The following is a 25047-nucleotide window of genomic DNA, read 5'->3' on the forward strand; positions in this document are numbered from 1 at the left end:
ACCAGGGCCCCCGCCCCGTTCCCGTCGAGGACAACATCGTGCTCGCCCCGCAGGCCGCAGCCCAGACCAACACCCTGGTCGCCAAGCTCTGGAACTATTGCAACGTCCTCCGCGACAACGGCCTCTCCACCATCGAGTACGTCGAGCAGCTCTCGTACCTCCTCTTCCTCAAGATGGTCGACGAGATCAACGACGATCCCTTCTCAGACGCAGACGCCGCCGAGATCGTGCCGAAGGCGTACGACTGGAAGTCTCTCGCCAGCAAGAAGGGCCAGGCGCTCGAACTCCACTACCGCAACGTCCTCGACGCCCTCGGAACCCGCCCCGGCACCACGCTTGGCACCATTTTCACGAAGGCGCAGAACCGGATCACAGAGCCCGCCCTCCTCGAAAAGCTCGTCGTCGATCTCATCGGCAAGCAGGACTGGACCGTCGGCGACGCGGACCTCAAGGGCGACGCCTACGAGGGATTGCTCGCCAAGGGCGCGGAGGACACCAAGACCGGAGCCGGCCAGTACTTCACGCCCCGCCCGCTCATCGACGCGATCGTCGAGGTGATGCGCCCCCGCCCCGAGGACACCATCACCGACCCCGCCTGCGGAACCGGCGGCTTCCTCATTGCCGCGCACTCCTACATCCGCAAGCACCACATGAAGGACCTCACCCGCGAGCAGCGCCTCGCGCTCGGTGACGGCAAGATCTGGGGCAACGAACTTGTTCCCGGCACCGCCCGCCTCGCAGCGATGAACCTTCTGCTCCACGGCATCGGCAGCAGCGAGGGCAAGAGCCTGATCGACATCGGTGACGCGCTCGCCACAAAGCCGAGCGGCAAGCACGCGTCACTCGTCCTCGCCAACCCGCCCTTCGGCAAGAAGTCCGCGATCACGGTGATCGGCTCGGACGGCAAGGCGGAGAAGGAGGACATCAGCTACGACCGCGACGACTTCCGCGCCTCCACCACCAACAAGCAGCTCAACTTCCTCCAGCACATCATGTCGCTGACGGCCATCGACGGCCGCGCTGCCGTCGTCCTCCCCGACAACGTCCTCTTCGAGGGCGGCGCGGGCGAGAAGATCCGCCGACGCCTGCTCGACGAGTTCGACCTGCACACGATCCTCCGCCTGCCCACCGGCATCTTCTACGCGGGCGGCGTGAAGGCCAACGTCCTCTTCTTCGACAAGAAGACCCCTCGCGCGGACGGCAAGCCGCACACCACCAAGGTCTGGGTCTACGACCTCCGCACGGCCAAGCACTTCACCCTCAAGCAGCGCCCGCTGACCCGGGCGGACCTGGAGGAGTTCGTCCAGGCGTACGGCGAGAAGCCCGCCGACCGCGTGGACACGTCCGCTGACGACGGTGGCCGCTTCAAGGCGTACACGTACGAGGAACTGGTTAAGCGCGACAAGGTCAATCTCGACCTCACCTGGATGAAGGACCCGGCCCTGGAGGACGCTGACAGCCTCCTGCCGCCCGAGGTGATCGCCGCCGAGATCGTCCAGGACCTCCAGGCCGCACTCAGCGAATTCGCGGCGATCGCCGAGGCGCTCGGCGGCGAGGTCCCGGCCGACGCGGAACCGGAGTAGTACCTCCCCCTTCCCACACCGGACGGAACCGCCCATCCATGTATGTCTCCCGCGTGCACATCGAGAACATCAAGCCGTTCCATGGCCTGCGCACCGTCGAACTGACGCTCACTCGCCCGGACGGCTCACACGCAGGCTGGACGGTCCTGGCAGGCCGAAACGGGGCCGGAAAAACGACGCTGCTGCGGGCTCTGGCCCTGACGCTGAGCGGCCCGGTGTTGGCCCGTGGTCTTGTCCAGAACTTTGAGAACTGGGTCACCCGGGAGTGGGAGGGGTTCGGCACTGCTCAGGCGGAGGTCGTCACAGATCCGGCCTTTGACAAGTTCGCGGCGTCGGGGTGCGCCCAGGACAGATTCTGGACAAGACTGCTGTGGACAGAGCATGCAGAGGGCGCCGGAGGGCGCAGGAGTCCTCAGCCGGTGCTGACCGAAATCAGGGACGACCCGAGGCCGGGAGGTGACAACCCTGCTCGGCAGGGCCCCTGGGCTGACAACCCGGTGGGCTGGTTCTGCGCCGCGTACGGGCCGTTCCGGCGTTTGGCGGGGGGCTCGGGTGAGATGCAGCGAGTGATGCAGGCCTCGGGGGCGGTGGCTCGACAGGCCAGCCTGTTCCACGAGGACGCCTCACTGGCCGAAGGGGTCGCCTGGCTGATCGAGCAGCATTTGCGCGCGCTTGAAGGCCGGAACGGCGCCGCAGCACTCAAAGAGGCGGCGCTCTCCATCCTGGGAGACGGGCTCCTCCCTGACGGATACCGCGTCGAGGACGTGGACTCTGAGGGCCTGTGGGTTACGCGCGACGGCCACCGATTCCCGTTGAGAGAGATGAGCGACGGCTTCCGTTCCGTGGCGGCGCTGGTGGTCGACCTGCTGAAACAGATTCACGACGCTTTCGGCGATGAGGCGTTCGGCGGGGACGGCGGCGGCCCGAGTCCCCTCCAGGTCCCCGGCGTCGTGATCATCGATGAGATCGACGCTCACCTCCACGTCTCCTGGCAGCGCCGTATCGGCCCCTGGCTGACCTCGCACTTTCCCAACATCCAATTCATCGTCACCACGCACAGCCCGTACATCTGCCAGGCCGCCGATGCAGGCGGCCTGATCCGCCTGCCCGGTGTGGACGAGGATGCAGCGCCCGAGGTCGTACCAGAAGACCTGTACGAGCGTGTGGTCTACGGCAGCGGTGACGACGCGGTCCTGTCCGACCTCTTCGGCCTCGATACTCCGTACTCCGAACGAGCGGAGCACCTCCGGGCCGAGTTCGTGGCGTTGGAATCAAAGGTGTACGACGGGGACACCTCGCCGGAGACGGTCTCGCGGTACAAGGAGCTGAAGGGGCTGCTCACCAGCTCGCCGACCGCACGCGTCCACGAGACGTCCGCTCGGCTCCAGAAGATCGCCGCGAAGATCGAGGACGGAGAGGACGGCGAGGCGGAGTGATTCGGCTGAGACGTACCAAGTTACCCCCGGACACGGCAGCACACTTGAAGACATACACCCAGGAGATCGCGCAAGCGGCGGAGCCGGGCCGAAAGGCCAAGGCGGCTGATCTGTGGGGCAACACCACCGTGCGACGCCGCGTACGCGACGGGCTCCTCACCACCCTCGCCGACATGGCTCCCGGTCACCAGCGTTGTATGTACTGCGGTGACGGCCAGGGAACGGACATCGACCATTTCGAGCCGAAGAGCCTTGCTCCTCTCCGTACCTTTGACTGGCTCAACCACCTGCTGGCCTGCTCGTACTGCAACAGCAACCAGAAGCGGAACAAGTTCCCTCGCTCCGACGAGGACGGCAGCCCGCTCCTCCTAGACCCCACGCTCCAGGACCCGTTGAACCATCTGCGGTTGGTGCTGCCGCTCTGTGAGTACAAGGGCTTGACGGCCCAAGGTGAGGCCTGCATAGAGGTGTTCGGCCTCAACGAGCGGGGGGTCCTCGTCGAGGGACGCAGGACGGCCTACGGGACGGCCAAGCAATCGGTTGAACTGTGGCGTATCGCCACGGACAGGGGCCAGCACAGCAAGGCGGCCGAAGTGGTGCGAGTGGCTTGGAATCGTCCGCTTGCCGACGTGCTGGCCGCGATGTTCCACCAGTCGGACCACCCGGCTGCGGACCTGCTCTTCGACGGTGAGGAAGAGACCCTCGACCTGTTGCGCGACTCGGCCCTGCGTGAGGGCTTTCTCGCGCGTATGTGACAGTGCCCCGCAACTCGACCGCCAGTGCGGGGATGGTTGCGGGGCACGGCACGGGTCAGACGGTGATGTGGCCGCCTTTGACTGCGCCAACGAACGACGACCAGCCATCGGCGGAGAAGACGAGCGCGGGGCCGCTCGGGGTCTTGCTGTCGCGGACGGGGACGTCGGTGTAGCCGTCAGCGACCTCAAGGCACTCTCCGTTGCCGCCTCCGCTGTAGCTGGACTTGCGCCACCCGGTCAGCGCCCTGGCGTCAGCGATGGTGGGCTCGGTGCTGTGCATGTTCGTGCTCCTCCGCGATGGCTCTGACGAGGGCCACTGACTCCTGATGTGGGGCCGCGTCGCCCAAGGCGAGAGTGTAGGCCGTCTGGCAGGCGTCAACCAGCGCCGGATCATCCATCAGATGTCCAGTTTGAAGACCCTCGACGTACGCGACCGGAGCGGCATCCGCGAAGTTCAGCAGGTAGACCATGCTTTCCAGGAGTGCGTGTGCTCCCGATGCGAAAGTCAGCACGTGCAGACGCAGACGACCGGACTCGGCCATGTCCGCTACTTTGCGCAGCTGTTCCGCCATGACGTGCGGCCCGCCGACGCAGCGCCTGAGTGCCGCCTCGTCGAGAAGCGTCCAGGCAATTGGAGTCGGCGACCCACTGAGTAGCCGACCACGCTCCATGCGGTTGACAACGAACTCGTCAAGTTCTTCCGCGCGGTAGTTGGGGCGATATGCCTGGAAGACGGCACGGGCATATCCCTCCGTCTGGAGTAGGCCAGGGATGAGGGACGCAGCGTACTGGCGGATCTCTGTAGCCTCGCGCTCCAACTCGGCAGCCACCGCGAAGTACCGGGCGAACTTCGAATCCAAGTCGCCCAACCAGCGGACGAAGAAGCCGTCAGTCTTCAACGCGATGTCGAGGCGGTGCGCGTCATCCGGCTTCGGCAACCGCCTCCCCGCCTCGTAATGACTGATCAGCGTCGGCGAGCACACGACCTGATCACCCAGGGCCTCCTGAGTCAGCCCTGCCGCTGTCCGTCGTAGCCTCAGCTCCTCCCCGTACTTCTCCCTCGGCGTACGCGGCTTCCGGTTCATCGCCATTCAGCCCCAACTCCCTTGTCTGACCGGCGGGCTGTCAAGCCCGAACCTCTGGAGCGTAGCCACGCACGACCCCACTCTGTGATGAGTTCGCCACAGAGCGCATCCGTTCGTGGGTATTCAGAGGGAGAGCACGTCGACATGAAGAATCTCGTCCGCCGGGTCACCGAGTCGCTGATGCGGCTGGCACGCCCAGGCCCCGCCACCGTTCATCCCTACTCCTGCGTGTACGTGGCCGGTCCCACCGCCCGCCGTACCGGTGAGCGTCCGTCGCGCGGCGAGGACAGTCCACTGGTCCGTCCGTATCTCGTGGCGCACGAGCGGCAGATGGCCGAGGCCCGACGTCGGCGGCGCACGCTGTGGCTCGCTGTGCACGGTGTGGACATCAGTCCCCGGCCCGTCTTCGGAGCGGGGGTTGCCGCGTGAGCGCGGAGCGGCACCAGCACCACACGTTCAGGCTGCTGCCCTGGACGGGGGCGGAGGGCAAGCCGAGTTACGTCCTGGGGGACGGTACGGGCTACGTGTCACGGATGGCCGACGGCATCGAGAGCGTGCAGCTCGGCATGGCGGGCGATCTGCTCGACCACGCCGCCGAACTGCTGGCGGACCAAAGCGTCACGGGGCCGGAGCTCCATTTCCTCGCCAGCCGGCTGAGCGAGTCGCTGCGGGAGGTCAAGGCAGTCGCCAAGAGCCGGGGTTCGCGACTGAACGCGAGTGGGTCCGTTCCGGACATCGACGGGCCCAGGCATCGAGAACCGGACATCGACATCCGATGAGTCCATAAGCCGCTTGACGGGCTCCCGGGCTGTCACCAAACCTGTTCATGCAGTTCAGAGAACATGTGACAGTACGGGGGCTCAACGATGGCCATTCCCAGGCCGCAGACCAGCCAGTTCGAGGCGTTCACCACGAACCTCGCCTACGCCCGCAAGATGGTCGACGCGGGGCGGTATCTGGCTCCGTTCCAGCCGGGGACGGTCGATGTCGACGACTTCTACCGTGCCGCCTGGGTGCAGGCCGTGGCGGCCATCGACCACTGGTTCCACGAGGAGCTCTTCCGCCGCGTCGCCGAACTGGCGGCCAAGGACAGCCCCGAGATGCCGCTCCAGCTTCGCAACTACGAGATCCCTCTGCACCGGGTCGAGGCCGTGCAGCGTGGTGATGTCACGCTGGCCGAGGTGGTTGTCGAGCATGTCAAGGAGAGGTGGGGCAGCGCCTCACTCCAGAATCCGCGCGCCATCTCCGATGTACTGAGGCTCGTCACCGAGAAGAACATCTGGCAGGGCGCAGCCGCGCAGATCAACACCTGGCAGGGCGGTCGCACCGCGTACACGGACAAGACGCTGAAGGCGCAGTTCATGAGCATCACCACCCGCCGCAACAAGATCGCGCACGACGCGGATCTTGTGGCCGGAGACCTCAAGCAACGGCGCCCCATCGCCGAGCCCGACGTGACGGACGCGATCAACTGGATCGACCGCATCGCCCTGGCGATGGCGCACGTGCTCGACGCCTAGGCCCGAGGAGGAGTGTCGTACCCGCCGGGTACCGTCGGGGGCATGTCCAACATGGCCGTCCTCGAAGGTGTGCTGGAGCGCATCACGTACGCCAACGAGGAGAACGGATACACGGTCGCGCGCGTCGACACCGGCCGCGGCGCCAACGATCTGCTCACCGTGGTCGGTTCGCTGCTCGGTGCGCAGCCCGGTGAGTCGCTGCGGATGGAAGGGCGCTGGAGTTCGCACTCGCAGTACGGCAAGCAGTTCACCGTCGAGAACTACACGACGATCCTGCCCGCCACCATCCAGGGCATCCGCCGCTACCTCGGCTCCGGGCTGATCAAGGGCATCGGCCCGGTGATGGCCGACCGGATCACCACCCACTTCGGCGTCGACACCCTCGACATCATCGAGAACGAACCGAAGCGGCTCGTCGAGGTCCCCGGCCTCGGCCCCAAGCGCACGAAGATGATCGCCGCGGCGTGGGAGGAGCAGAAGGCGATCAAGGAGGTGATGGTCTTCCTCCAGGGCGTCGGCGTCTCCACCTCCATCGCCGTCCGCATCTACAAGAAGTACGAGGACGCCTCGATCTCCGTCGTGAAGAACCAGCCCTACCGGCTGGCCGCCGACGTCTGGGGCATCGGTTTCCTCACCGCCGACAAGATCGCCCAGGCGGTCGGCATCCCGCACGACAGCCCGGAAAGGGTCAAGGCCGGTCTCCAGTACGCGCTGTCGCAGTCCACCGACCAGGGACACTGCTTCCTCCCCGAGGAGCGGCTGATCGCGGACGGGGTGAAGCTGCTCCAGGTCGACACCGGCCTGCTCATCGAGTGCCTCGCCGAACTGGCCGAGGACCCGGAGGGCGTCGTGCGGGAGAAGGTGCCGTCGCCCGAGGGCGGTGAACTCGTCACCGCCGTCTACCTCGTGCCCTTCCACCGCGCCGAGACCGCCCTCGCCGCCCAGGTGCAGCGGCTGCTGCGGACGCCCGAGGAGCGGATGCCGGCCTTCGCGGACGTGGACTGGGACAAGGCGCTGGCCTGGCTCGGTACGCGTACGGGGGCGAAGCTGGCGCCTGAGCAGGAGGCGGCGGTCCGGCTCGCGCTCAGCCGGAAGGTCGCGGTGCTGACCGGCGGGCCCGGCTGCGGGAAGTCGTTCACCGTCCGGTCGATCGTGGAGCTCGCGCGGGCCAAGAAGGCCAAGGTGGTGCTGGCCGCGCCGACCGGGCGGGCGGCCAAGCGGCTCTCCGAGCTGACCGGCGCCGAGGCGTCCACCGTGCACCGGCTGCTCGAACTGAAGCCGGGCGGCGACGCCGCGTACGACCGGGACCGTCCGCTGGACGCCGATCTGGTGGTCGTCGACGAGGCGTCGATGCTCGATCTGCTGCTCGCCAACAAGCTGTTGAAGGCGGTGGCACCCGGTGCCCATCTGCTGCTCGTCGGCGACGTCGACCAGCTGCCCTCGGTCGGCGCGGGGGAGGTGCTGCGCGATCTGCTCGCCGACGGCAGCCCGGTTCCCGCGGTCCGGCTCACCACGATCTTCCGCCAGGCCCAGCAGTCCGGCGTCGTCACCAACGCACACCGGATCAACTCCGGCATTCCGCCCCTCACTCAGGGCCTCAAGGACTTCTTTCTCTTCGTGGAGGACGAGACGGAGGACGCCGGAGTGCTCGCGGTGGATGTGGCGGCCCGCCGCATTCCGGCCAAGTTCGGGCTGGACGCGCGCCGGGACGTGCAGGTCCTCGCCCCGATGCACCGCGGCCCGGCCGGCGCGGGCACGCTCAACGGACTCCTCCAGCAGGCCATCACCCCGGCCCGCCCCGACCTCCCCGAGAAGCGGTTCGGCGGCCGGGTCTTCCGGGTCGGCGACAAGGTCACCCAGATCCGCAACAACTACGACAAGGGGGAGAACGGCGTCTTCAACGGCACGGTCGGCGTCGTCACCGCCCTCGACCTGGACGAACAGACGCTCACGGTGCTCACCGACGAGGACGAGGAGATCGGCTACGACTTCGACGAGCTCGACGAGCTGGCCCACGCGTACGCCATGACGATCCACCGCTCCCAGGGCAGCGAGTACCCGGCCGTCGTCATCCCGGTGACGAAGAGCGCCTGGATGATGCTCCAGCGGAACCTGCTGTACACCGCCGTGACCAGGGCCAAGAAGCTCGTCGTGCTGGTCGGCTCACGGCAGGCGATCGGCCAGGCGGTCCGCACGGTTTCCGCAGGCAGACGCTGTACGGCGCTGGATTACCGGCTGTCGGGGGGCCCGGGCGGAGGATCGGCGGAAAAAATGATCGATCAAATCGGTGGGAAACATCACGCAGCCCTTCCGGAACCGGAACCGAGGGGGCAGGATGAGTAAGTTCGCGGCACTCAGTGCCGCGAGTAGGTCCAATGGACGACCCCGAGTGCACTCTCCTGAGCCAAATGGGGGAGGGTGGAGACAGTCAGGGAACCTCGAAGAAGAGGCACTACGTCGGTGAGGGATGACGTGAGCGACAACTCTGTAGTACTGCGGTACGGCGACGGCGAGTACACCTACCCGGTGATCGACAGCACCGTCGGCGACAAGGGCTTCGACATCGGGAAGCTCCGGGCCAATACCGGTCTGGTGACACTGGACAGCGGATACGGCAACACCGCAGCCTATAAATCCGCCATCACCTACCTCGACGGTGAGCAGGGCATTCTCCGCTATCGCGGCTACCCCATCGAGCAGCTCGCCGAGCGCTCGACGTTCCTGGAGGTCGCGTACACGCTCATCAACGGCGAGCTTCCCAAGGTCGACGAGCTGTCGACCTTCAAGAACGAGATCACCCAGCACACGCTGCTGCACGAAGACGTCAAGCGCTTCTTCGACGGCTTCCCGCGCGACGCCCACCCGATGGCCATGCTGTCCTCGGTCGTCAGCGCGCTGTCCACGTTCTACCAGGACAGCCACAACCCGTTCGACGAGGAGCAGCGCCACCTCTCGACGATCCGGCTGCTGGCCAAGCTGCCGACGATCGCGGCGTACGCCTACAAGAAGTCGATCGGCCACCCCTTCGTCTACCCGCGCAACGACCTCGGGTACGTCGAGAACTTCCTGCGCATGACCTTCTCGGTCCCGGCCCAGGAGTACGACCTGGACCCGGTCGTCGTCTCCGCGCTCGACAAGCTGCTCATCCTGCACGCGGACCACGAGCAGAACTGTTCGACCTCCACCGTGCGTCTGGTCGGCTCCTCGCAGGCGAACATGTTCGCCTCGATCTCCGCCGGCATCTCGGCGCTGTGGGGCCCGCTGCACGGTGGCGCCAACCAGTCGGTGCTGGAGATGCTGGAAGGCATCCAGGCCAACGGCGGCGATGTCGACTCCTTCATCCGCAAGGTGAAGAACAAGGAGGACGGCGTTCGCCTGATGGGCTTCGGCCACCGGGTGTACAAGTCCTTCGACCCGCGCGCCAAGATCATCAAGGCCGCCGCCCATGACGTGCTGTCCGCGCTCGGCAAGTCCGACGAGCTGCTCGACATCGCGCTGAAGCTGGAGGAGCACGCGCTCTCCGACGAGTACTTCGTCTCGCGCAACCTCTACCCGAACGTGGACTTCTACACGGGTCTGATCTACCGGGCCATGGGCTTCCCGACCGAGATGTTCACCGTGCTCTTCGCGATCGGCCGTCTCCCCGGCTGGATCGCCCAGTGGCACGAGATGATCAAGGAGCCGGGTTCCCGCATCGGCCGCCCGCGCCAGATCTACACCGGTGAGGTCCTGCGCGACTTCGTCCCGGTCGAGGCTCGCTGAACCTCGTAACACCCCCCCGCACGGCCCCGGCCACCGAGGCCGGTCGACTTCGCCCCGCGTACCGCGCTTTCGCACAGAGCGCGGTGTCCGGGGCGATTTGCGTGCCCGGTGCGCCCCGTGCGCCCGGGATCGGCGCGCGGTCCGCGCACGGGCGGGCGCGCGGTCTGCCGGCAGGACAGAAAGAAGCGCCTCGCCATCGATCCCCCCACGGGCCGACAGCGAGGCGCTTCCCATGTCCCGGAGCGGATTCCCCCCACGGGATCCGGCCGGGCGTCTGTGGGAGCCGAAGCTCCTGCGTTCCTCGATCACCGCGCACTGCGTGCGCTGCGCTCTTCAGTTGTCCTTCCGGTGCGATCTGCCGGGGTACGTACGCACGGGAGGGCCGCTCAAAGCTCCCCGGTGCACGTGCCCCGGCCAACGCTTGCCCGCAGCGTCCCCCAAGACGCTCCGACGGACGTCCCCCAAGACATCCTTGGCATCGCACTCTTAGACTCACGAACCCGCCGGATGGTTACCCTGAAATCCATGTGATCTGGATCTCTTTGTGGAAATTACGTGAAGGCGCGCAACCGGAGGCTGTTCGTCACGACGAAGACCGATGAGAACGCCATCGCCGCTCCCGCAATCATAGGGTTGAGCAGGCCAAATGCCGCAAGGGGCAGGGCGGCTGTGTTATAGCCGAATGCCCAGAAAAGGTTGCCTTTGATCGTGGTCAGAGTGCGCCTGGAGAGCCGGATCGCGTCCACGGCCACCTTGAGATCTCCACGAACCAGTGTGAGGTCGCTCGCCTCGATCGCGGCGTCCGTGCCGGTCCCCATCGCCAGTCCGAGGTCCGCGGTGGCGAGGGCGGCCGCGTCGTTGACCCCGTCCCCGACCATGGCGACGGAGCGCCCTCGGGCCCGCAGCCCCTCGATGACGTGCACCTTTTCCTCGGGGAGCACCTCGGCGTGGACCTCGTCGATCCCGACGGCACGGGCCACGGCCTCGGCCACGGCACGGTTGTCACCGGTCAGCAGAACGGGATGGAGTCCGAGTGAGCGGAACCCGGCGACGGCCTCGGCGCTGGAGTCCTTGATCCCGTCGGCCACCGCGAGGACGCCGCGCGCCTTCCCGTCCCAGGCGACCATGACCGCGGTACGGCCCTCGGCCGCCGCGTCCGTGACGGCGCCGGACAGAGCCTCGGGAACGTCGATGTCCGCGTCGGCGAGGAGCTGTTCGCGGCCGACGAGGACGGCGTGGCCCTCGACGGTGCCCTGGACGCCGAGTCCGGCGATGTTGGCGAAGTCCTCGGGGGTGGGCAGGGGTGCGCCGGTGCGTTCGGCGGCTCCGGCGGCGACGGCCTGGGCGATGGGGTGTTCGGAGGAGTGTTCCAGTGCTCCCGCGAGCCGCAGTACGTTGGTTTCGTCGGTGTTCTCGGCGGTGTGGATGTCGAGGAGGGTCATCCGGCCGGTGGTGACGGTGCCGGTCTTGTCGAGGACGATCGTGTCGACGCGGCGGGTGGTCTCCAGGACTTCGGGGCCCTTGATCAGGATGCCGAGCTGGGCGCCGCGTCCGGTGCCGACCATGAGGGCGGTGGGGGTGGCCAGTCCCAGGGCGCAGGGGCAGGCGATGATCAGTACGGCCACGGCTGCGGTGAACGCGGCGGTCACGTCGTCCGTGACGAGCAGCCATGCGATCAGGCTGACGAGCGCGATCAGCAGCACCACGGGTACGAAGACGGCGGAGATCCGGTCGGCGAGGCGCTGCACCTCGGCCTTGCCGTTCTGGGCGTCCTCGACGAGCTTCGCCATCCTGGCGAGCTGGGTGTCGGCGCCGACCCGGGTGGCCTCTACGACGAGCCGGCCGGAGGTGTTGACGGTGGCCCCGGTGACCCAGTCGCCGACCCCGGCCTCCACGGGCACCGACTCACCGGTGAGCATGGACGCGTCCACGGCCGAGGCGCCCTCGACGACGGTGCCGTCGGTGGCGATCTTCTCGCCGGGGCGGACCACGAAGCGGTCGCCGACGGCGAGCCGGGCGACGGGGATGCGTACCTCCGTGCCGTCCCGGAGCAGCGAGACGTCCCGGGCGCCCAGGTGCATCAGCGCGCGCAGGGCGGAACCGGCCTTCCGCTTGGACCTCGCCTCCAGATAGCGGCCCAGCAGGATGAAGGTGACGACGCCGGCCGCGACCTCCAGGTAGATGGTCGAGGAGGCGCCGTCCCGAGAGACGGCGAAGTCGAAGCCGTGCCGCATCCCCGTCATGCCCGCGTCGCCGAGGAAGAGCGCCCACAGCGACCAGCCGAAGGCCGCGAGGGTGCCGATCGAGACCAGGGTGTCCATGGTGGCCGCGCCGTGCCGGAGGTTGGTCCAGGTCGCCCGGTGGAAGGGCAGCCCGCCCCAGACGACGACGGGAGCGGCGAGGGTGAGCGAGAGCCACTGCCAGTTGTCGAACTGGAGGGCCGGGACCATCGCGAGCAGGACGACGGGGGCGGCGAGGACGGCCGAGACGATCAGACGCTGCCGCAGCGAGGCGAGGGCCGGGTCGGCGTCCCGGTGTTCGGAAGCGCTCGTGCCGGTGGCGGTGCCGGCACGAGCGCTGGTGCCGGTGTCGGTGTCGGTGCGGTGCGTGACCCGGTCTTCGGCGTCGGTGCGGGCTCCGGCCGTCGAGGTCGCCGGTGGCGGAGTGGGCGGTGGGCTGGGCGCGGGCGGTTCGGGGCGGCGCACCGGCTGCGCGGTGTAGCCGGTCTTCTCGACCGTGGCGATCAGATCCGCGAGGCCGGTCCCCGGCCCGAAGGCGACCTTTGCCTTCTCGGTCGCGTAATTGACGGTGGCGGTGACGCCGTCCATCCGGTTGAGCTTCTTCTCGACGCGGGCCGCGCAGGAGGCGCAGGTCATCCCGCCGATCGTGAGCTCGGCGGTCGAGTCCTCCGCCGTCCGGGCCTCGGTCTCCGCTGTGCTGTGCATGTCCGAACTCCTGAAATGCCGACCGGGCCGTACTCCACCAGTATCTGCTGGCAGGTCCGGCCCGGCGGCAAAGGGGGACGCGGGTGCGCCCGGTGTATCGGGTGTTGCCGACGGTGCTCAGGCGCGGCCGACGAGCTCGTAGCCCGCCTCGTCGACGGCGGCGCGCACGGCGTCGTCGGCCAGCGGGGCCGCGGAGACGACGGTCACCTGGCCGGTGGAGGCCACGGCCTTCACCGAGGTGACACCCTCGATGCCGGAGATCTCCTCGGAGATGGCGCCCTCGCAGTGTCCACAGGTCATGCCGGACACCTGGTAGACGGTGGTCACCCCGCCCGCCTGGGCGCCGGCGTCCGCGCCGTCGTGGCAGGAGCCGCTGGGCGAGCAGCAGGAGCCGGTGGCCTGGGGGAGCTGGGTCTCGGCGGTCATGGTGTTCTCCTCTTCGACGAGCACAAGGGGTGAGGGGTGCAGAAGGCGGTGCATCGGGAACTTCCGGAGCCCGGTGCGCCCCGACACACTTCACACTATACCCCTAGGGGGTATGAATGCGAGCGGGTGGCCGTTCGTCCGCTCCGGCGTTCCGTGTGCCGCGCGCCAGTGACCGCAGCCAGGCCGGTGCGACGAGCGTGATCACGACCAGGCCGCCGATCGAGAAGACGGTGAACAGGTGCCGCTGCTCGCCGGTGGGGGCCGGGGTGTATCCGCGTGCGAAGAGCGCACGGCTCGGGCCTGTGTCGGTGACCTGGCCACCAGCCAGATGGCGATGCCGTGCATCGAGTCCCAGAGCGAGTGCAGCACGGCGACTCCGAGACGAGTGCAGCACGGCGACTCCGAGATACGCGCCGATCGCGGGCGCGGCGAGCCGGAAACGCCCGTTCGGCTTCCGGAACGAGAGCCGTACGCCACCGGCGATCGCGGTCCGGAGCCCGTGCCCGAACGGGGCGAGCACCCCGCGCAGCACCTCGGTCTCCAGCAGTGCGCGCAGGTCGATGCCCTTCATGGTGACGGCGGCATCGAAGGCGTGGCCGGCGCTCTCGCGGTCGGCAGCCGGAGGCAATGCCGCCCCACGGACACCGCTTCCAGGGCTTCGGGCGCGGCTGCGGCGGAGCCGGTGGGGGCAGGGGGTGTCCTGGGGCGGACCGCGGGGCACCCTCGGAGGGGTCGCCGGCGGCGAGGGGCGGAGTCCCGTACGGCGGCGAGCGCCTCCGCCCGCCGCCGTACGGGAGTGCGGGCGTCAGGCCCCGCGCCCCCGGTTTCCGGGTCTTGAGGCGACCCAGGCGCGGACGGTGTCCGCGTACCAGTAGGGCTTGCCGCTCTCCACCCGGTCGGGCGCCGGGAGGAGACCGCGCTTGCGGTAGGAGCGGACGGTGTCCGGCTGCACCTGGATGTGCGCGGCAATGTCCTTGTAGGACCAGAGCCTTCTGTCCGTCATGAGTGACACCTCTCTGCACCGCAGCGGCGGCCCGGGAGGCCGCCGGGGGAGCTGCGCGCCGCTGACGATCACTCAGCCGGCGCCCGGTGCAACGACATCGGGCGGACTCGGGGGAGCGGCTGTCGACCCCCTGTGACCGAAGGGCAGCGAAATGGTGACATCAGTGACGAGGAGGTGATCTTCTGGACAGAAGATGCCGCATGGTGTTCAGGGGCGCCGCACGGCGTTCGGAAGGCACCGCACGGCGTCCGGGAGGGGCCACGCGGTGTACAGGACGCACCGCGGGACGTTCGGGAGGGGCCACGCGGTGTTCAGGACGCACCGCACGGTGCTCAGGAGGGGCCTGCGGAGGGAGCGGGTGCGTTACGGGAAGGGCAGCGGGGTGACACGGTTCGGTCCCGCGTGCCAGAGCGCCGACCAGGTGGCCCCGTCGACCCGGCCGTCCGGCACCAGCGGCGGGTGGTCCGTCTGGAAGCGCTGCACGGCGACGAGCGTCTCGGCCCCGAACGTCCCGTCGACCGCGGACCACCGCAGATAGTGACGGTTGGCCAGCAGGCACTGCACCTGGGAGACCTGCTCTCCCCGCTCGCCGAAGGCGGTCGGCCGGTCGCCGTCGTAGAAGGCGCAGACCGGGCTGGAGCCGGGCGGCGGTGCCGGGTTGCCCGTGCCGTCGGCCGAGGCTCCCGGCGCCGAGGCGAGGGCGGCGACCAGGGCGACCGAGGTCAGGGCGGCCGCGGTCAGTGCCGGGGCGGTGGCCGTCCCGAGGGGCGGCAGCAACTTGCGGAGGATCATGGCGAACTGCTCCTTGTGCGGTGGTGTGGCGTACGGCGGAGGGACGCGACCGGGGCCGCGCCCCGGCCTCTCACCGAGGACAACACCGCACACCGCCGCTACGTCACGTCCCCGGACCGCTCGGCGTGTCCGGCCCCCGCCCCGGACCCCCGCAGGAGCGGAGGTAGTCCCGGGTGCGGCGGGCGATCGGGAACGGCTTGTCGGGCGGGCACGGGTACATGTCCTGCTCGACGACGGCGAACAGGTCGACGTCCAGCCCGCGGGCGGCGGCCAGCACGGGTTCCAGCGCGGGTACCCCGCCCGGTGGTTCGCACATCACGCCGCGCGCCACGGCCGGGCCGAACGGCACCTCGTCCGCCACCACCCGGGCCAGGACCTCCGGGTCGACCTGCTTGAGATGCAGATAGCCGATCCGCTCGCCGTAGGTCTCGATCAGCTTGACGCTGTCGCCGCCGCAGTAGGCGTAGTGCCCGGTGTCGAGGCAGAGCGAGACGAGGTCCGGATCGGTGGCGTCGAGGAAGCGGGCGACGTTCTCCTCGGTGTCGATGTGGGTGTCGGCATGCGGATGGACGACGATGCGCAGCCCGAAGCGGTCCAGCACCTCGCGGCCCAGCCGCTCCGTCTGGGTGGTGAGATCGCGCCACTGCTGCGCGGTGAGAGCACGGTCCTCCAGGACCGCGCCCGTCCGGTCGTCGCGCCAGAACGAGGGAATGACCACCAGATGCCCGGCACCCGTCGCCCGGGTGAGTGCCGCGATGTCGGCGACATGCGCCCAGGTCCGGTCCCAGACGCCCGGCCCGTGGTGCAATCCGGTGAAGACGGTCCCGGCCGAGACCGAGAGCCCCCGGCGGCGGGTCTCGTCGGTGAGGCGGGCCGGGTCGGTCGGGAGGTAGCCGTACGGGCCCAGCTCGATCCACTCGTAACCCGCCGCGGAGACCTCGTCGAGGAAGCGCCGCCAGGGCACTTGGCGCGGATCGTCGGGGAACCACACCCCCCACGAGTCGGGTGCCGAACCGATGCGGATACGGGACGGGGCCACTGCGGAGGAGGTCATGCCGTCCAGGGTTCCGGCCGGGGCGGCAGCTGTCAATCATTCGTCCGTATGTCCGGACAAAGCATTGACAGGGTTCCGGGGGAGGGCTAGACCTGGGGGCAGTCACCCCGGACGGCGGTCGAAGGGATGGTCATGCCTGAGCGGTACGACGTCATCACCATGGGCCGCATCGGTGTGGATCTCTACCCGCTGCAGACCGGTCTGCCCCTGGCCCGGGTCGAGAGCTTCGGGAAGTTCCTCGGCGGCTCACCGTCCAACGTCGCCGTCGCGGCGGCCAGGCTCGGCCGGCGGACGGCGGTGGTGACGCGCACCGGCCGGGACGCCTTCGGGGAGTATCTCCACCACCAGCTGCGGGAGTTCGGGGTGGACGACCGGTGGGTGACGCCCGTGGACGCGTATCCGACACCGGTCACCTTCTGCGAGATCTTCCCGCCCGACGACTTCCCCCTCTACTTCTACCGGCAGCCCAAGGCCCCCGATCTGGAGATCCACGCCTCGGAGCTGGACCTCGCGGCGGTCCGCTCCGCCCGGGTCTTCTGGATGACCGGCACCGGGCTGTGCGCCGAACCGAGCCGGAGCGCGACCCTCGCCGCACTGCGCGCCCGCGACCGCTCCGGCACCACCGTCTTCGACCTCGACTGGCGCCCGATGTTCTGGAACGTCCGGGAGGACGCCCCCGAAGCCCGCTACCGCGAGGCCCTCGCCCTCGCCACCGTCGCCGTCGGTAACCTCGACGAATGCGAGATCGCGACCGGTGAGCGCGAACCGCACGCCGCCGCCCGTGCCCTGATCGGTGCGGGCGTCGAACTCGCCGTCGTCAAACAGGGCCCCGGGGGCGTGCTCGCCGTCCACCGCGACGGCACGGTGGCCGAGGTGCCGCCCCTGCCCGTCGAGGTGGTCAACGGCCTCGGTGCCGGTGACGCCTTCGGCGGGGCGCTCTGCCACGGGCTCCTCGCGGGCTGGGGGATCACGCGCGTCATGCGGTACGCCAACGCCGCCGGGGCCATCGTCGCCTCCCGGCTCGCCTGCTCGTCGGCCATGCCGTTCCCGTACGAGGTCGAAGCGGCCCTGACCGAAGGCGCCGTCACCTCCCGCCCCACCGGAGCCACCCCATGACACCCCCGGCCTCCTCCGTCTCCGAGCTCGTCCAGCTGCGCATGCGCCATCCCGAGGCCGTCGCCGAAGCCGCCGCGCGACGCCGCAGACGCCCCCTGGTCGGCGGCGGCGGACGGCTGATGATCATCGCGGCCGACCATCCGGCCCGCGGCTCGCTCTCCGTCGGCGACCGCGCACTGGCCATGGCCAACCGCTTCGAGCTGCTGGAACGGCTCCGCCTCGCCCTCGCCCGCCCCGGTGTCGACGGAGTGCTCGCCACCGCCGACATCCTCGACGACCTGCTGCTCCTCGGCGCGTTGGAGGACAAGGTCGTCATCGGCTCGATGAACCGCGGCGGACTCGCGGGCGCGGCCTTCGAGCTCGACGACCGGTTCACCGGCCACCGCCCCGAGGACCTCGCCCGGCTCCGCTTCGACGCGGGCAAACTGCTGCTCCGGATCGACTACGACGACCCCGGCTCGCTCGACACCATGCACGCCACCGCCCGCGCCATCGACGCCATGGCCGCGCACCGGCTGCCGGTCTTCGTCGAGCCGTTCCTCTGCCGCCGCACCGACGGCCACGTCCGCAACGACCTCGGCGCCGAGGCGGTCACCACCTCGATCGCCATCGCGTCCGGGCTGGCCGGGACGTCCGCGTACACCTGGCTCAAGGTCCCCGTCACCGAGAATCCCGACGACATGGCCCGGGTGATGGAGGCGTCGACGCTGCCCGCGGTGCTGCTGGGCGGGGAGGTGGGCGACGACCTGGACGGGGCGTTCGAGAAATGGCGCACGGCGCTGCGACTGCCCACCGTCCAGGGGCTCGTGGTGGGGCGTTCGCTGCTCTACCCGGCCGACGGAGAGGTGACCGCGGCCGTCGACACGGCCGTTTCACTGCTGGAGCCGAGAGAGCCGGAAACGGGCCGGACAACGGGTGGAGAACGACCATGACGACGGACGACGGATCGCGGTACCACCTGAAGGCCGGGAGCACGGCGAACGGTTCGTACACCCTGGACATCGGCCCGGAGCGGGCCGGCTGGGACCGGTCGAGCCTGCGGGTCCTGGAACTCGCCCCCGGCGCAGTCCACACGCTCGTCACCGGCGGGAGCGAGTGGATCGTTCTGCCGTTGACCGGTGGCTGTACGGTGCACTCCTCAGGTGAGATCTTTGAACTGCTGGGCCGGGAAAGCGTGTTCAGCGGGGTATCCGACTTCGCGTACGTACCGCGCGACGCCCATGCACAGATCGCCTCCGGCGCAGGAGGCCGCTTCGCCCTGGCAGGAGCGAAGTGCGAGCGACGACTCCCCGCTCGCTACGGCCCCGCGCCGGAGGTACCCGTCGAGCTGCGCGGCTCCGGGAACTGCTCCCGCCAGGTCAACAACTTCGCCGCCGCCGACACCTTCGAGTGCGACCGGCTGATCGCCGTCGAGGTCCTCACCCCCGGCGGCAACTGGTCGTCCTACCCGCCCCACAAGCACGACGAGCACCGCCCCGGCGCCGAATCCGTGCTGGAGGAGATCTACTACTTCGAGGTGGAGCACGACGGCCTCGGCTACCACCGGGTCTCGCCCTCCCGCCCCGGCGGTACGGACGTCCTCGCCGAGGTCCGCAGCGGTGACGCGGTCCTGATCCCCGACGGCTGGCACGGCCCGTCCATCGCCCCGCCCGGCCGCACCCTCTACTACCTCAACGTGATGGCGGGCCCGGGGGAGCAGCGGGAGTGGCTGATCAGCGACCACCCGGACCACGGCTGGATCCGCGACACCTGGCCCGCGCAGCCGGTGGACCCCAGACTCCCCTTCCACGGGACGGAGCCGCGCCCATGACCAGCCGCCTTCTCCACGGGACGGAGCCGCGCCCATGACCAGCCGCCTTCTCCACGGGACGGAGCCGCGCCCATGAGCAGTACCCGCCGCCTCACCACCGCCCAGGCCCTGATGTCCTTCCTGTCCCGCCAGTACACCGAGCGCGACGGCCGCCGGCAGCGCCTGATCGGCGCCACCTGGGGCATCTTCGGCCACGGCAACGTCGCCGGCATCGGCCAGGCGCTCGTCGAGTCCGGCCGGGCGATGCCCTACCTCCAGGGCCGCAACGAACAGGCCATGGTGCACGCCGCCGTCGGCTACGCCCGCCAGTCGGGCCGGCTCTCCGCGCAGGCCGTCACCACCTCCATCGGCCCAGGCGCCACCAACCTCGTCACCGGCGCCGCCCTCGCCACTGTCAATCACCTCCCGGTCCTCCTGCTGCCCGGGGACACCTTCGCGACCCGGCCCGCCGACCCCGTGCTCCAGCAGCTCGAAGTCCCGTTCGCGGGTGACATCTCCGTCAACGACTGCCTGCGCCCCGTCTCCCGCTACTTCGACCGGATCACCCGCCCCGAGGCCCTGGTCCCGGCGGCCCTCCAGGCGATGCGGACCCTGACCGACCCGGCGGAGACCGGCGCCGTGACGCTCGCGCTGCCCCAGGACGTGCAGGTGGAGGCGTACGACTGGCCGGCGGAGTTCTTCGCCGAACGCGTCTGGTACGTACGCCGCCCCGCCCCCGATCCGTACGAACTCGACCGGGCGGTACGGGCGGTGCGCACCGCCCGCAGGCCGCTGATCGTGGCGGGCGGCGGGGTCCACCACAGCGCCGCCGAGGAGACCCTCGCCGCGTTCGCCGCCGCCACCCGCATCCCCGTCGCCACCACCCAGGCGGGCAAGGGCTCGCTGCGCCACGACCACCCCGCCGACGTCGGCGGCATCGGCCACACCGGCACCGCGACCGCCGACGAGCTGGCCCGCACCGCCGACCTCGTCATCGGCATCGGCACCCGCTACTCCGACTTCACCACCGCCTCAGGCACACTCTTCGCCGACCCGGCGGTCCGCTTCCTCAATATCAACATCACCGGCTTCGACGCCCACAAGCTCGGCGCCCTCCCGCTCGTCGCCGACGCCCGCACCGCCCTCGAAGCCCTCACCGCCGCGCTCGCCGCCCGCAACCACCGCGTCGACCCCGCCCACGAGACGGAGTACACCGACGCCAAGGAGAAGTGGGAGCGACGCGTCACCGCCGCGTTCACCGCCCCGGACCCGCACGCCCGGCCCACCCAGGCCCAGGTCCTCGGCCTCCTGGACGACCTGGTCACCGACGACGACATCCTGATCAACGCGGCCGGTTCGCTCCCCGGCGACCTGCACAAGCTCTGGCGGGCCCGCTCCCCGCACCAGTACCACGTGGAGTACGGCTACTCCTGCATGGGCTACGAGATCCCGGCCGCGATCGGGGTCCAGCTCGCCGCCCCCGGCCGTCCCGTCTGGGCGCTGGTCGGCGACGGCACGTATCTGATGAACCCCACCGAGATCGTCACCGCCGTCCAGCTGGAACTCCCGGTGAAGCTGGTCGTCCTCCAGAACCACGGCTACGCCTCCATCGGCGGCCTGTCCGAGCAGGTCGGCGCCGAGCGCCTCGGTACCGCCTACCGGCACCGAGGGGCGGACGGCCTGTTCACCGGCCCGCCGCTGCCCGTCGATCTCGCCGCCAACGCCGGCTCGCTCGGCATGCGGGTACTGCGCGCCAGGACGGTGCGTGACCTGCGTGAAGCCCTTGCCGAGGCGCGCGGTGCGGACCGTCCCACTTGTGTCTACGTCGAGACCGAAACGGCAGACACTGTGTCGGGCCCCCCTCCGGCGCAGGCGTGGTGGGATGTTCCCGTAGCCGAAACGGCCACCCGGCCACCGGCTGTGAAAGCCAGGGAAGTGTACGAACGTCACGTCGCCGACCGACGCCCCCACCTCTGAAGGAGTTTTGTCATGAAGACCGTCAACCACTGGATCGGTGGCAAGACCGTCGAGGGCGCGTCGGGCAACTACGGCCCGGTCACCGACCCGGCCACCGGCGCCGTCACCACCCAGGTCGCGCTCGCCTCCCTCGAAGAGGTCGACGCCGCGGTCGCCGCCGCCAAGGACGCCTACGCCACCTGGGGCACGTCCTCGCTGGCCGCCCGCACCGCGGTGCTGTTCCGCTACCGGGCGCTGCTCGACGCCCACCGCGACGAGATCGCCGCGCTGATCACCGCCGAGCACGGCAAGGTGCACTCGGACGCGCTGGGCGAGGTCGCCCGCGGCCTGGAGATCGTCGAGCTGGCCTGCGGCATCACCACCCAGCTCAAGGGCGAGCTGTCCACCCAGGTCTCCAGCCGGGTCGACGTCTCCTCGATCCGCCAGTCGCTCGGCGTCGTCGCCGGCATCACCCCGTTCAACTTCCCGGCCATGGTGCCGATGTGGATGTTCCCGCTCGCCATCGCCTGCGGCAACACCTTCGTCCTCAAGCCCAGCGAGAAGGACCCCTCGGCCGCCAACCTGCTGGCCGAACTGGCCGCCGAGGCCGGTCTGCCGGACGGTGTGCTGAACGTCCTGCACGGTGACAAGGTCGCCGTCGACGGGCTGCTGAACCACCCGGACGTCGCCGCGGTCTCCTTCGTGGGCTCCACCCCGATCGCCCGCTACATCCACAACGCGGCCACCGCCAACGGCAAGCGCGTCCAGGCGCTCGGCGGCGCGAAGAACCACATGCTGGTGCTGCCCGACGCGGACCTCGACGCCGCGGCCGACGCCGCGGTCTCCGCCGCGTACGGCTCCGCCGGCGAGCGCTGCATGGCCATCTCCGCGGTCGTGGCCGTCGGCTCCATCGCCGACGAGCTCGTCGCGAAGATCAAGGAGCGCGCCGAGAAGATCAAGATCGGCCCCGGCAACGACCCGGCGTCCGAGATGGGCCCGCTGATCACCGCCGCCCACCGCGACAAGGTCGCCTCCTACGTCACGGGCGCCGCCGCCCAGGGCGCCGACGTCGTCCTGGACGGCACCGGCTTCACCGTCGAGGGCTTCGAGGACGGCCACTGGATCGGCCTCTCCCTCCTCGACCACGTGTCCACCGACTCGGACGCGTACAAGGACGAGATCTTCGGCCCGGTCCTGTGCGTGCTGCGCACCGAGACGTACGAGGAGGGCGTCGCCCTCATGAACGCCTCGCCGTTCGGCAACGGCACCGCGATCTTCACCCGCGACGGCGGCGCCGCCCGCCGCTTCCAGCTGGAGATCGAGGCCGGCATGGTCGGCGTCAACGTGCCGATCCCGGTGCCGGTGGGCTACCACTCCTTCGGTGGCTGGAAGGACTCGCTCTTCGGCGACCACCACATCTACGGCAACGACGGCGTGCACTTCTACACCCGCGGCAAGGTCGTCACCACCCGCTGGCCGGACCCGGCCGACGCCCCGGCCGGTGTCGACCTGGGCTTCCCCCGCAACCACTGATCAACGGCCCGGCCCCGACGGCCCGTACGGATGCCCCCGCGTCCGTACGGGCCGTCGCCGTACGGCTCACAGCCGCCGCAGCCCCGCGTACTGCAACGCCCCCATCGCCCCCACCACCACACCCTGGAAGACGATCCAGCCGTTGCCGACGCCGGTGGCGGTCGGCGCGTCCACGGCGACGGCCAGCACACCGGCGAGCGCCCACGCCGTGTTCAGGGTGATGACGACGGCGACCGCGCCACGGCCGATGACCTCCCGGCGGGCGACGGTCAGCAGCCACAGGGCGTACCCCGTGAGGAACACCCCCACCGGGTAGAGCACCGAGCGGTCCACGCCGAGGAACGAGTCCAGGACCGTGGCGAGCGCCAGATAACCGATGCCGTTGGCGCCGGTGAGGACCACGTCCGCCAGCAGGGCGAACCGGAGCAGGCCGTCGGAACGGGCGGCGTCCGCAGCCGTGACCGTACCCGCGTCGTGGGACGACGTCATGGGGTCTTCCTTCCGTTGTCGCGCGGGCGGCGAGCAGCCGCCGGCCGGCCCGTACGGGAACGGTAGGAGCGGGCGGGGGGCCGCTCAATTACCTCCCAGGTAATCGCCGGAGCCCCGAGGAGACCCGGAAGGGGCCGGTGGGGGAGCCGCGAACGGCTGCCCCACCGGCCCCTTCGCCGGGTCCGGCCGGTCAGAGCGCGGCGTCCGCCGCCTTCCCGGCACCGGCCTCCTCGGCGATCATCCGCTCCATCGGGACCGCGCCCACCCGGCCCGAGAGCAGGAACGCGAACACCAGCGTCACCACCATCACCACCGTGCCGAGCCACACCATCGTCTCCACCGGCAGCGTGTACGCGCCCACGGCCCGCAGCACGCACTCGCCCAGCAGCGCCGCACCCCACACCGCCGAGAACCGGATCTCCGCCCGCCGGAACGCCGCCGATCCCGCCGCGAGCCGCTGCCAGGCGCGGTCCTTGGCCGCATCCCCCTTCACCAGCCAGGGCCGCACCCCCGCGGTCATCATCGGCTGCCCCTTCAGCGCGGTCACCAGGATCACCAGCCCGATGATGCTGCTCACCCCGCTGTCCTTGGCGAGCATCAGCCGCGGGTCCCCGACCGCCAGACTGGTCAGCAGGCTCACCGCATTGACCGTCACGATCAGCGCCGCCAGCCCGTTGAGCCGACGCCTGCGTGCCACGCCCCACACGGTGCGCACGGCCGGCAGCACACTGCTCCAGGCCAGCGCCGCGAAGGTGCCCAGGCCCGCCGCCTTCAGCGCGTAGTACAAGGCGAGCGGCACCCCCACATCGACCAGCAGCGGCATCAGGCTGTTCAGCAGGGCATTGCGCGGCGGGTGCGGGGCGGTGGCGGCCGGAACATCTGCGACCGGGGCGGTGACGGTGGCGGCCGGGCTGGTCATGAGGGGGTCCTCTCCCGCGTATCGGCGGTGCCTTTCCGGCCCCGCCCTCGATACGTACAGACTGGCCGCCGGGGCCCGGTGCCCGGCAGAGCCGCGTGTACCGGACTCCGTATGACGAATGTCAGCCCCCGTGAATGACAGGTCCGGCCACCCAGCCTGCGGAGCCCCGGACTCCGGTACGGCCGTAAACCGTTCGCCGCGCCCGCCGGGCCGGTGTTCTGATGGGGCCATGACCGCTCCGACCAGGCCGCAGTACGAGATCCGCGCCCAGCACACGGACACCACCGTCACCGTCTACCAGGCGTACGCCCCGTTGATCGGCGTGCCCGCCGCCCGTGACGGGCGCTTCCCCGAAGCCTGGAAGCGCGATCGCATGACATGGATCAAGCCGAGCTTCCTGTGGATGATGTACCGCTGCGGCTGGGCGCTGAAGGAGGGTCAGGAGACCGTGCTGGCCGTCGAGATCACCCGCGAGGGCTTCGACTGGGCCCTGGAGAACGCCGAACTCTCCCACTACGTCAGGGGAGTCCACCCCGACCGCGCCACCTGGCAGCGGGACCTGCGCCGCGCCCCGGCCCGCGTCCAGTGGGACCCCGAGCGCGACCTGCATCTGAACCGGCTGCCGTACCGCTCCCTCCAGCTCGGGCTCAGCGGCGAGGCGTCACGGCGGTACGCGGACGAGTGGACGGTGTCCGTCCGCGACGCCACCCCGCTCGCCCGGCAGGTCCACGAACGGGTGCGTGCCGGGCGGCTCGACGACGCGGCGGCGCTCCTGCCCGAGGAGACCCCGTACCCGCTCGGCGGCGTCCCGCGCCCGGCACGGGCGGCGGCCTGACCCCGGCCCCGGCCCCGGAGCATGCGCGGCACCGCGCTTTGCGCATGCT

At 69.9% G+C, this 25047-nt stretch carries 24 protein-coding genes; 14 read left to right on the plus strand and 10 right to left on the minus strand.

Translation table 11 applies throughout. The annotated features are described in order from the left end of the window. The first annotated feature begins 38 nt into the window (after window positions 1-38). From AADR41_RS22325 to AADR41_RS22335, 3 genes are read left to right on the plus strand one after another with little or no spacing between them, the layout of a single operon-like run. Window positions 39-1583: a class I SAM-dependent DNA methyltransferase gene (locus AADR41_RS22325; protein WP_342283191.1), complete on the plus strand. Its 1545-nt coding sequence runs from the start codon at window positions 39-41 to the stop codon at window positions 1581-1583. A 38-nt stretch (window positions 1584-1621) separates the two neighbouring features. Continuing rightward, entirely contained in the window at window positions 1622-3019 is a 1398-nt protein-coding gene (locus AADR41_RS22330; RefSeq protein ID WP_446751092.1) for an AAA family ATPase, read from the plus strand. Window positions 3020-3063: 44 nt separating this feature from the next. After that, complete coding sequence (locus tag AADR41_RS22335; protein ID WP_342283158.1) at window positions 3064-3774, plus strand: HNH endonuclease; 711 nt, start codon at window positions 3064-3066, stop codon at window positions 3772-3774. A gap of 55 nt (window positions 3775-3829) precedes the next feature. Here the strand turns inward: AADR41_RS22335 and AADR41_RS22340 are convergent, their stop codons facing one another. Then, window positions 3830-4054, minus strand: a complete 225-nt coding sequence (locus AADR41_RS22340) for a DUF397 domain-containing protein (protein WP_342283159.1) — start codon at window positions 4052-4054, stop codon at window positions 3830-3832. Further along, entirely contained in the window at window positions 4026-4865 is an 840-nt protein-coding gene (locus AADR41_RS22345) for a helix-turn-helix domain-containing protein (protein ID WP_342283160.1), read from the minus strand. Before AADR41_RS22345 ends, AADR41_RS22340 begins: the two co-directional genes overlap by 29 nt. Before the next feature lie 138 nt (window positions 4866-5003). Between AADR41_RS22345 and AADR41_RS22350 the strand changes: the two genes are divergently transcribed. The 5 genes from AADR41_RS22350 (at window position 5004) to AADR41_RS22370 (ending at window position 10141) form a co-directional block, all read left to right on the plus strand. Further along, window positions 5004-5288, plus strand: a complete 285-nt coding sequence (locus AADR41_RS22350) for a hypothetical protein (protein ID WP_342283161.1) — start codon at window positions 5004-5006, stop codon at window positions 5286-5288. Further along, entirely contained in the window at window positions 5285-5638 is a 354-nt protein-coding gene (locus AADR41_RS22355) for a hypothetical protein (protein ID WP_342283162.1), read from the plus strand. Before AADR41_RS22350 ends, AADR41_RS22355 begins: the two co-directional genes overlap by 4 nt. An 87-nt stretch (window positions 5639-5725) precedes the next feature. Further along, complete coding sequence (locus tag AADR41_RS22360) at window positions 5726-6379, plus strand: hypothetical protein (RefSeq protein WP_342283163.1); 654 nt, start codon at window positions 5726-5728, stop codon at window positions 6377-6379. 42 nt (window positions 6380-6421) lie between these two features. Continuing rightward, on the plus strand, window positions 6422-8722 hold the full coding sequence (recD2, locus tag AADR41_RS22365; protein ID WP_342283164.1) for an SF1B family DNA helicase RecD2: 2301 nt from the start codon (window positions 6422-6424) through the stop codon (window positions 8720-8722). Window positions 8723-8851: 129 nt separating this feature from the next. Next, a complete protein-coding gene (locus tag AADR41_RS22370; protein ID WP_266418968.1) occupies window positions 8852-10141 on the plus strand; it encodes a citrate synthase in 1290 nt (429 codons plus the stop codon). A gap of 551 nt (window positions 10142-10692) precedes the next feature. Here the strand turns inward: AADR41_RS22370 and AADR41_RS22375 are convergent. The 6 genes from AADR41_RS22375 to AADR41_RS22400 all read right to left on the minus strand — a co-directional run bounded on the left by AADR41_RS22375 (window position 10693) and on the right by AADR41_RS22400 (window position 16361). Continuing rightward, window positions 10693-13086 carry a heavy metal translocating P-type ATPase gene (locus AADR41_RS22375; RefSeq protein ID WP_342283165.1) on the minus strand — a complete coding sequence of 798 codons (2394 nt, stop codon included), beginning with the start codon at window positions 13084-13086 and terminating at the stop codon, window positions 10693-10695. Between the two features lie 117 nt (window positions 13087-13203). Further along, window positions 13204-13512 (minus strand): heavy-metal-associated domain-containing protein, encoded by a 309-nt coding sequence (locus tag AADR41_RS22380; protein ID WP_326765681.1) that lies wholly within the window; start codon window positions 13510-13512, stop codon window positions 13204-13206. Between the two features lie 103 nt (window positions 13513-13615). Beyond that, window positions 13616-14140, minus strand: coding sequence for a hypothetical protein (locus AADR41_RS22385; RefSeq protein WP_342283166.1), 525 nt, complete (start codon window positions 14138-14140; stop codon window positions 13616-13618). Between the two features lie 177 nt (window positions 14141-14317). Continuing rightward, window positions 14318-14515, minus strand: coding sequence for a helix-turn-helix transcriptional regulator (locus AADR41_RS22390; RefSeq protein WP_342283167.1), 198 nt, complete (start codon window positions 14513-14515; stop codon window positions 14318-14320). Between the two features lie 363 nt (window positions 14516-14878). Then, window positions 14879-15307 (minus strand): peptidoglycan-binding domain-containing protein, encoded by a 429-nt coding sequence (locus AADR41_RS22395; RefSeq protein WP_342283168.1) that lies wholly within the window; start codon window positions 15305-15307, stop codon window positions 14879-14881. Window positions 15308-15410: 103 nt separating this feature from the next. Next, a complete protein-coding gene (locus AADR41_RS22400) occupies window positions 15411-16361 on the minus strand; it encodes a sugar phosphate isomerase/epimerase family protein (RefSeq protein WP_342283169.1) in 951 nt (316 codons plus the stop codon). A gap of 132 nt (window positions 16362-16493) precedes the next feature. Here AADR41_RS22400 and iolC point away from each other — a divergent pair, with 132 nt between their 5' ends. From iolC to mmsA, 5 genes are all read left to right on the plus strand, one after another. After that, the gene (gene iolC / locus AADR41_RS22405; protein ID WP_342283170.1) at window positions 16494-17477 is read left to right on the plus strand and encodes a 5-dehydro-2-deoxygluconokinase; all 984 of its coding nucleotides are present in this window, start codon (window positions 16494-16496) and stop codon (window positions 17475-17477) included. After that, window positions 17474-18409, plus strand: a complete 936-nt coding sequence (locus AADR41_RS22410) for a Cgl0159 family (beta/alpha)8-fold protein (RefSeq protein ID WP_342283171.1) — start codon at window positions 17474-17476, stop codon at window positions 18407-18409. The genes iolC and AADR41_RS22410 overlap by 4 nt, the downstream gene beginning before the upstream one ends. Continuing rightward, complete coding sequence (gene iolB, locus AADR41_RS22415; RefSeq protein ID WP_342283172.1) at window positions 18406-19287, plus strand: 5-deoxy-glucuronate isomerase; 882 nt, start codon at window positions 18406-18408, stop codon at window positions 19285-19287. Before AADR41_RS22410 ends, iolB begins: the two co-directional genes overlap by 4 nt. Window positions 19288-19359: 72 nt before the next feature. After that, window positions 19360-21243 (plus strand): 3D-(3,5/4)-trihydroxycyclohexane-1,2-dione acylhydrolase (decyclizing), encoded by a 1884-nt coding sequence (gene iolD, locus AADR41_RS22420; RefSeq protein WP_342283173.1) that lies wholly within the window; start codon window positions 19360-19362, stop codon window positions 21241-21243. A gap of 12 nt (window positions 21244-21255) precedes the next feature. Beyond that, complete coding sequence (gene mmsA, locus AADR41_RS22425; protein WP_342283174.1) at window positions 21256-22755, plus strand: CoA-acylating methylmalonate-semialdehyde dehydrogenase; 1500 nt, start codon at window positions 21256-21258, stop codon at window positions 22753-22755. A gap of 66 nt (window positions 22756-22821) precedes the next feature. On the opposite strand, the gene AADR41_RS22430 is transcribed toward mmsA, so the two are convergent. Continuing rightward, entirely contained in the window at window positions 22822-23244 is a 423-nt protein-coding gene (locus AADR41_RS22430) for a hypothetical protein (protein ID WP_342283175.1), read from the minus strand. Between the two features lie 190 nt (window positions 23245-23434). Next, window positions 23435-24163, minus strand: a complete 729-nt coding sequence (locus AADR41_RS22435; RefSeq protein WP_342283176.1) for a VC0807 family protein — start codon at window positions 24161-24163, stop codon at window positions 23435-23437. 229 nt (window positions 24164-24392) lie between these two features. Here AADR41_RS22435 and AADR41_RS22440 point away from each other — a divergent pair, with 229 nt between their 5' ends. Continuing rightward, entirely contained in the window at window positions 24393-24998 is a 606-nt protein-coding gene (locus AADR41_RS22440; RefSeq protein ID WP_342283177.1) for a DUF4291 domain-containing protein, read from the plus strand. The last annotated feature ends 49 nt before the right edge of the window (window positions 24999-25047 follow it).

It is taken from the genome of Streptomyces sp. CLV115 (genome assembly GCF_038448545.1).
Classification (GTDB): domain Bacteria; phylum Actinomycetota; class Actinomycetes; order Streptomycetales; family Streptomycetaceae; genus Streptomyces; species Streptomyces sanglieri.

Bases quoted from the DNA above. Each gene is read 5' to 3' on its own strand.
- iolC (WP_342283170.1), top strand. From the start codon at position 16,494: ATGCCTGAGCGGTACGACGTCATCACCATGGGCCGCATCGGTGTGGAT.
- AADR41_RS22430 (WP_342283175.1), bottom strand. From the start codon at position 23,244: ATGACGTCGTCCCACGACGCGGGTACGGTCACGGCTGCGGACGCCGCC.
- AADR41_RS22390 (WP_342283167.1), bottom strand. From the start codon at position 14,515: ATGACGGACAGAAGGCTCTGGTCCTACAAGGACATTGCCGCGCACATC.
- AADR41_RS22345 (WP_342283160.1), bottom strand. From the start codon at position 4,865: ATGGCGATGAACCGGAAGCCGCGTACGCCGAGGGAGAAGTACGGGGAG.
- AADR41_RS22360 (WP_342283163.1), top strand. From the start codon at position 5,726: ATGGCCATTCCCAGGCCGCAGACCAGCCAGTTCGAGGCGTTCACCACG.
- AADR41_RS22400 (WP_342283169.1), bottom strand. From the start codon at position 16,361: ATGACCTCCTCCGCAGTGGCCCCGTCCCGTATCCGCATCGGTTCGGCA.
- AADR41_RS22410 (WP_342283171.1), top strand. From the start codon at position 17,474: ATGACACCCCCGGCCTCCTCCGTCTCCGAGCTCGTCCAGCTGCGCATG.
- AADR41_RS22375 (WP_342283165.1), bottom strand. From the start codon at position 13,086: ATGCACAGCACAGCGGAGACCGAGGCCCGGACGGCGGAGGACTCGACC.
- AADR41_RS22330 (WP_446751092.1), top strand. From the start codon at position 1,622: ATGTATGTCTCCCGCGTGCACATCGAGAACATCAAGCCGTTCCATGGC.
- iolD (WP_342283173.1), top strand. From the start codon at position 19,360: ATGAGCAGTACCCGCCGCCTCACCACCGCCCAGGCCCTGATGTCCTTC.
- iolB (WP_342283172.1), top strand. From the start codon at position 18,406: ATGACGACGGACGACGGATCGCGGTACCACCTGAAGGCCGGGAGCACG.
- AADR41_RS22340 (WP_342283159.1), bottom strand. From the start codon at position 4,054: ATGCACAGCACCGAGCCCACCATCGCTGACGCCAGGGCGCTGACCGGG.
- AADR41_RS22350 (WP_342283161.1), top strand. From the start codon at position 5,004: ATGAAGAATCTCGTCCGCCGGGTCACCGAGTCGCTGATGCGGCTGGCA.
- recD2 (WP_342283164.1), top strand. From the start codon at position 6,422: ATGTCCAACATGGCCGTCCTCGAAGGTGTGCTGGAGCGCATCACGTAC.
- AADR41_RS22380 (WP_326765681.1), bottom strand. From the start codon at position 13,512: ATGACCGCCGAGACCCAGCTCCCCCAGGCCACCGGCTCCTGCTGCTCG.
- AADR41_RS22440 (WP_342283177.1), top strand. From the start codon at position 24,393: ATGACCGCTCCGACCAGGCCGCAGTACGAGATCCGCGCCCAGCACACG.
- AADR41_RS22395 (WP_342283168.1), bottom strand. From the start codon at position 15,307: ATGATCCTCCGCAAGTTGCTGCCGCCCCTCGGGACGGCCACCGCCCCG.
- AADR41_RS22435 (WP_342283176.1), bottom strand. From the start codon at position 24,163: ATGACCAGCCCGGCCGCCACCGTCACCGCCCCGGTCGCAGATGTTCCG.
- mmsA (WP_342283174.1), top strand. From the start codon at position 21,256: ATGAAGACCGTCAACCACTGGATCGGTGGCAAGACCGTCGAGGGCGCG.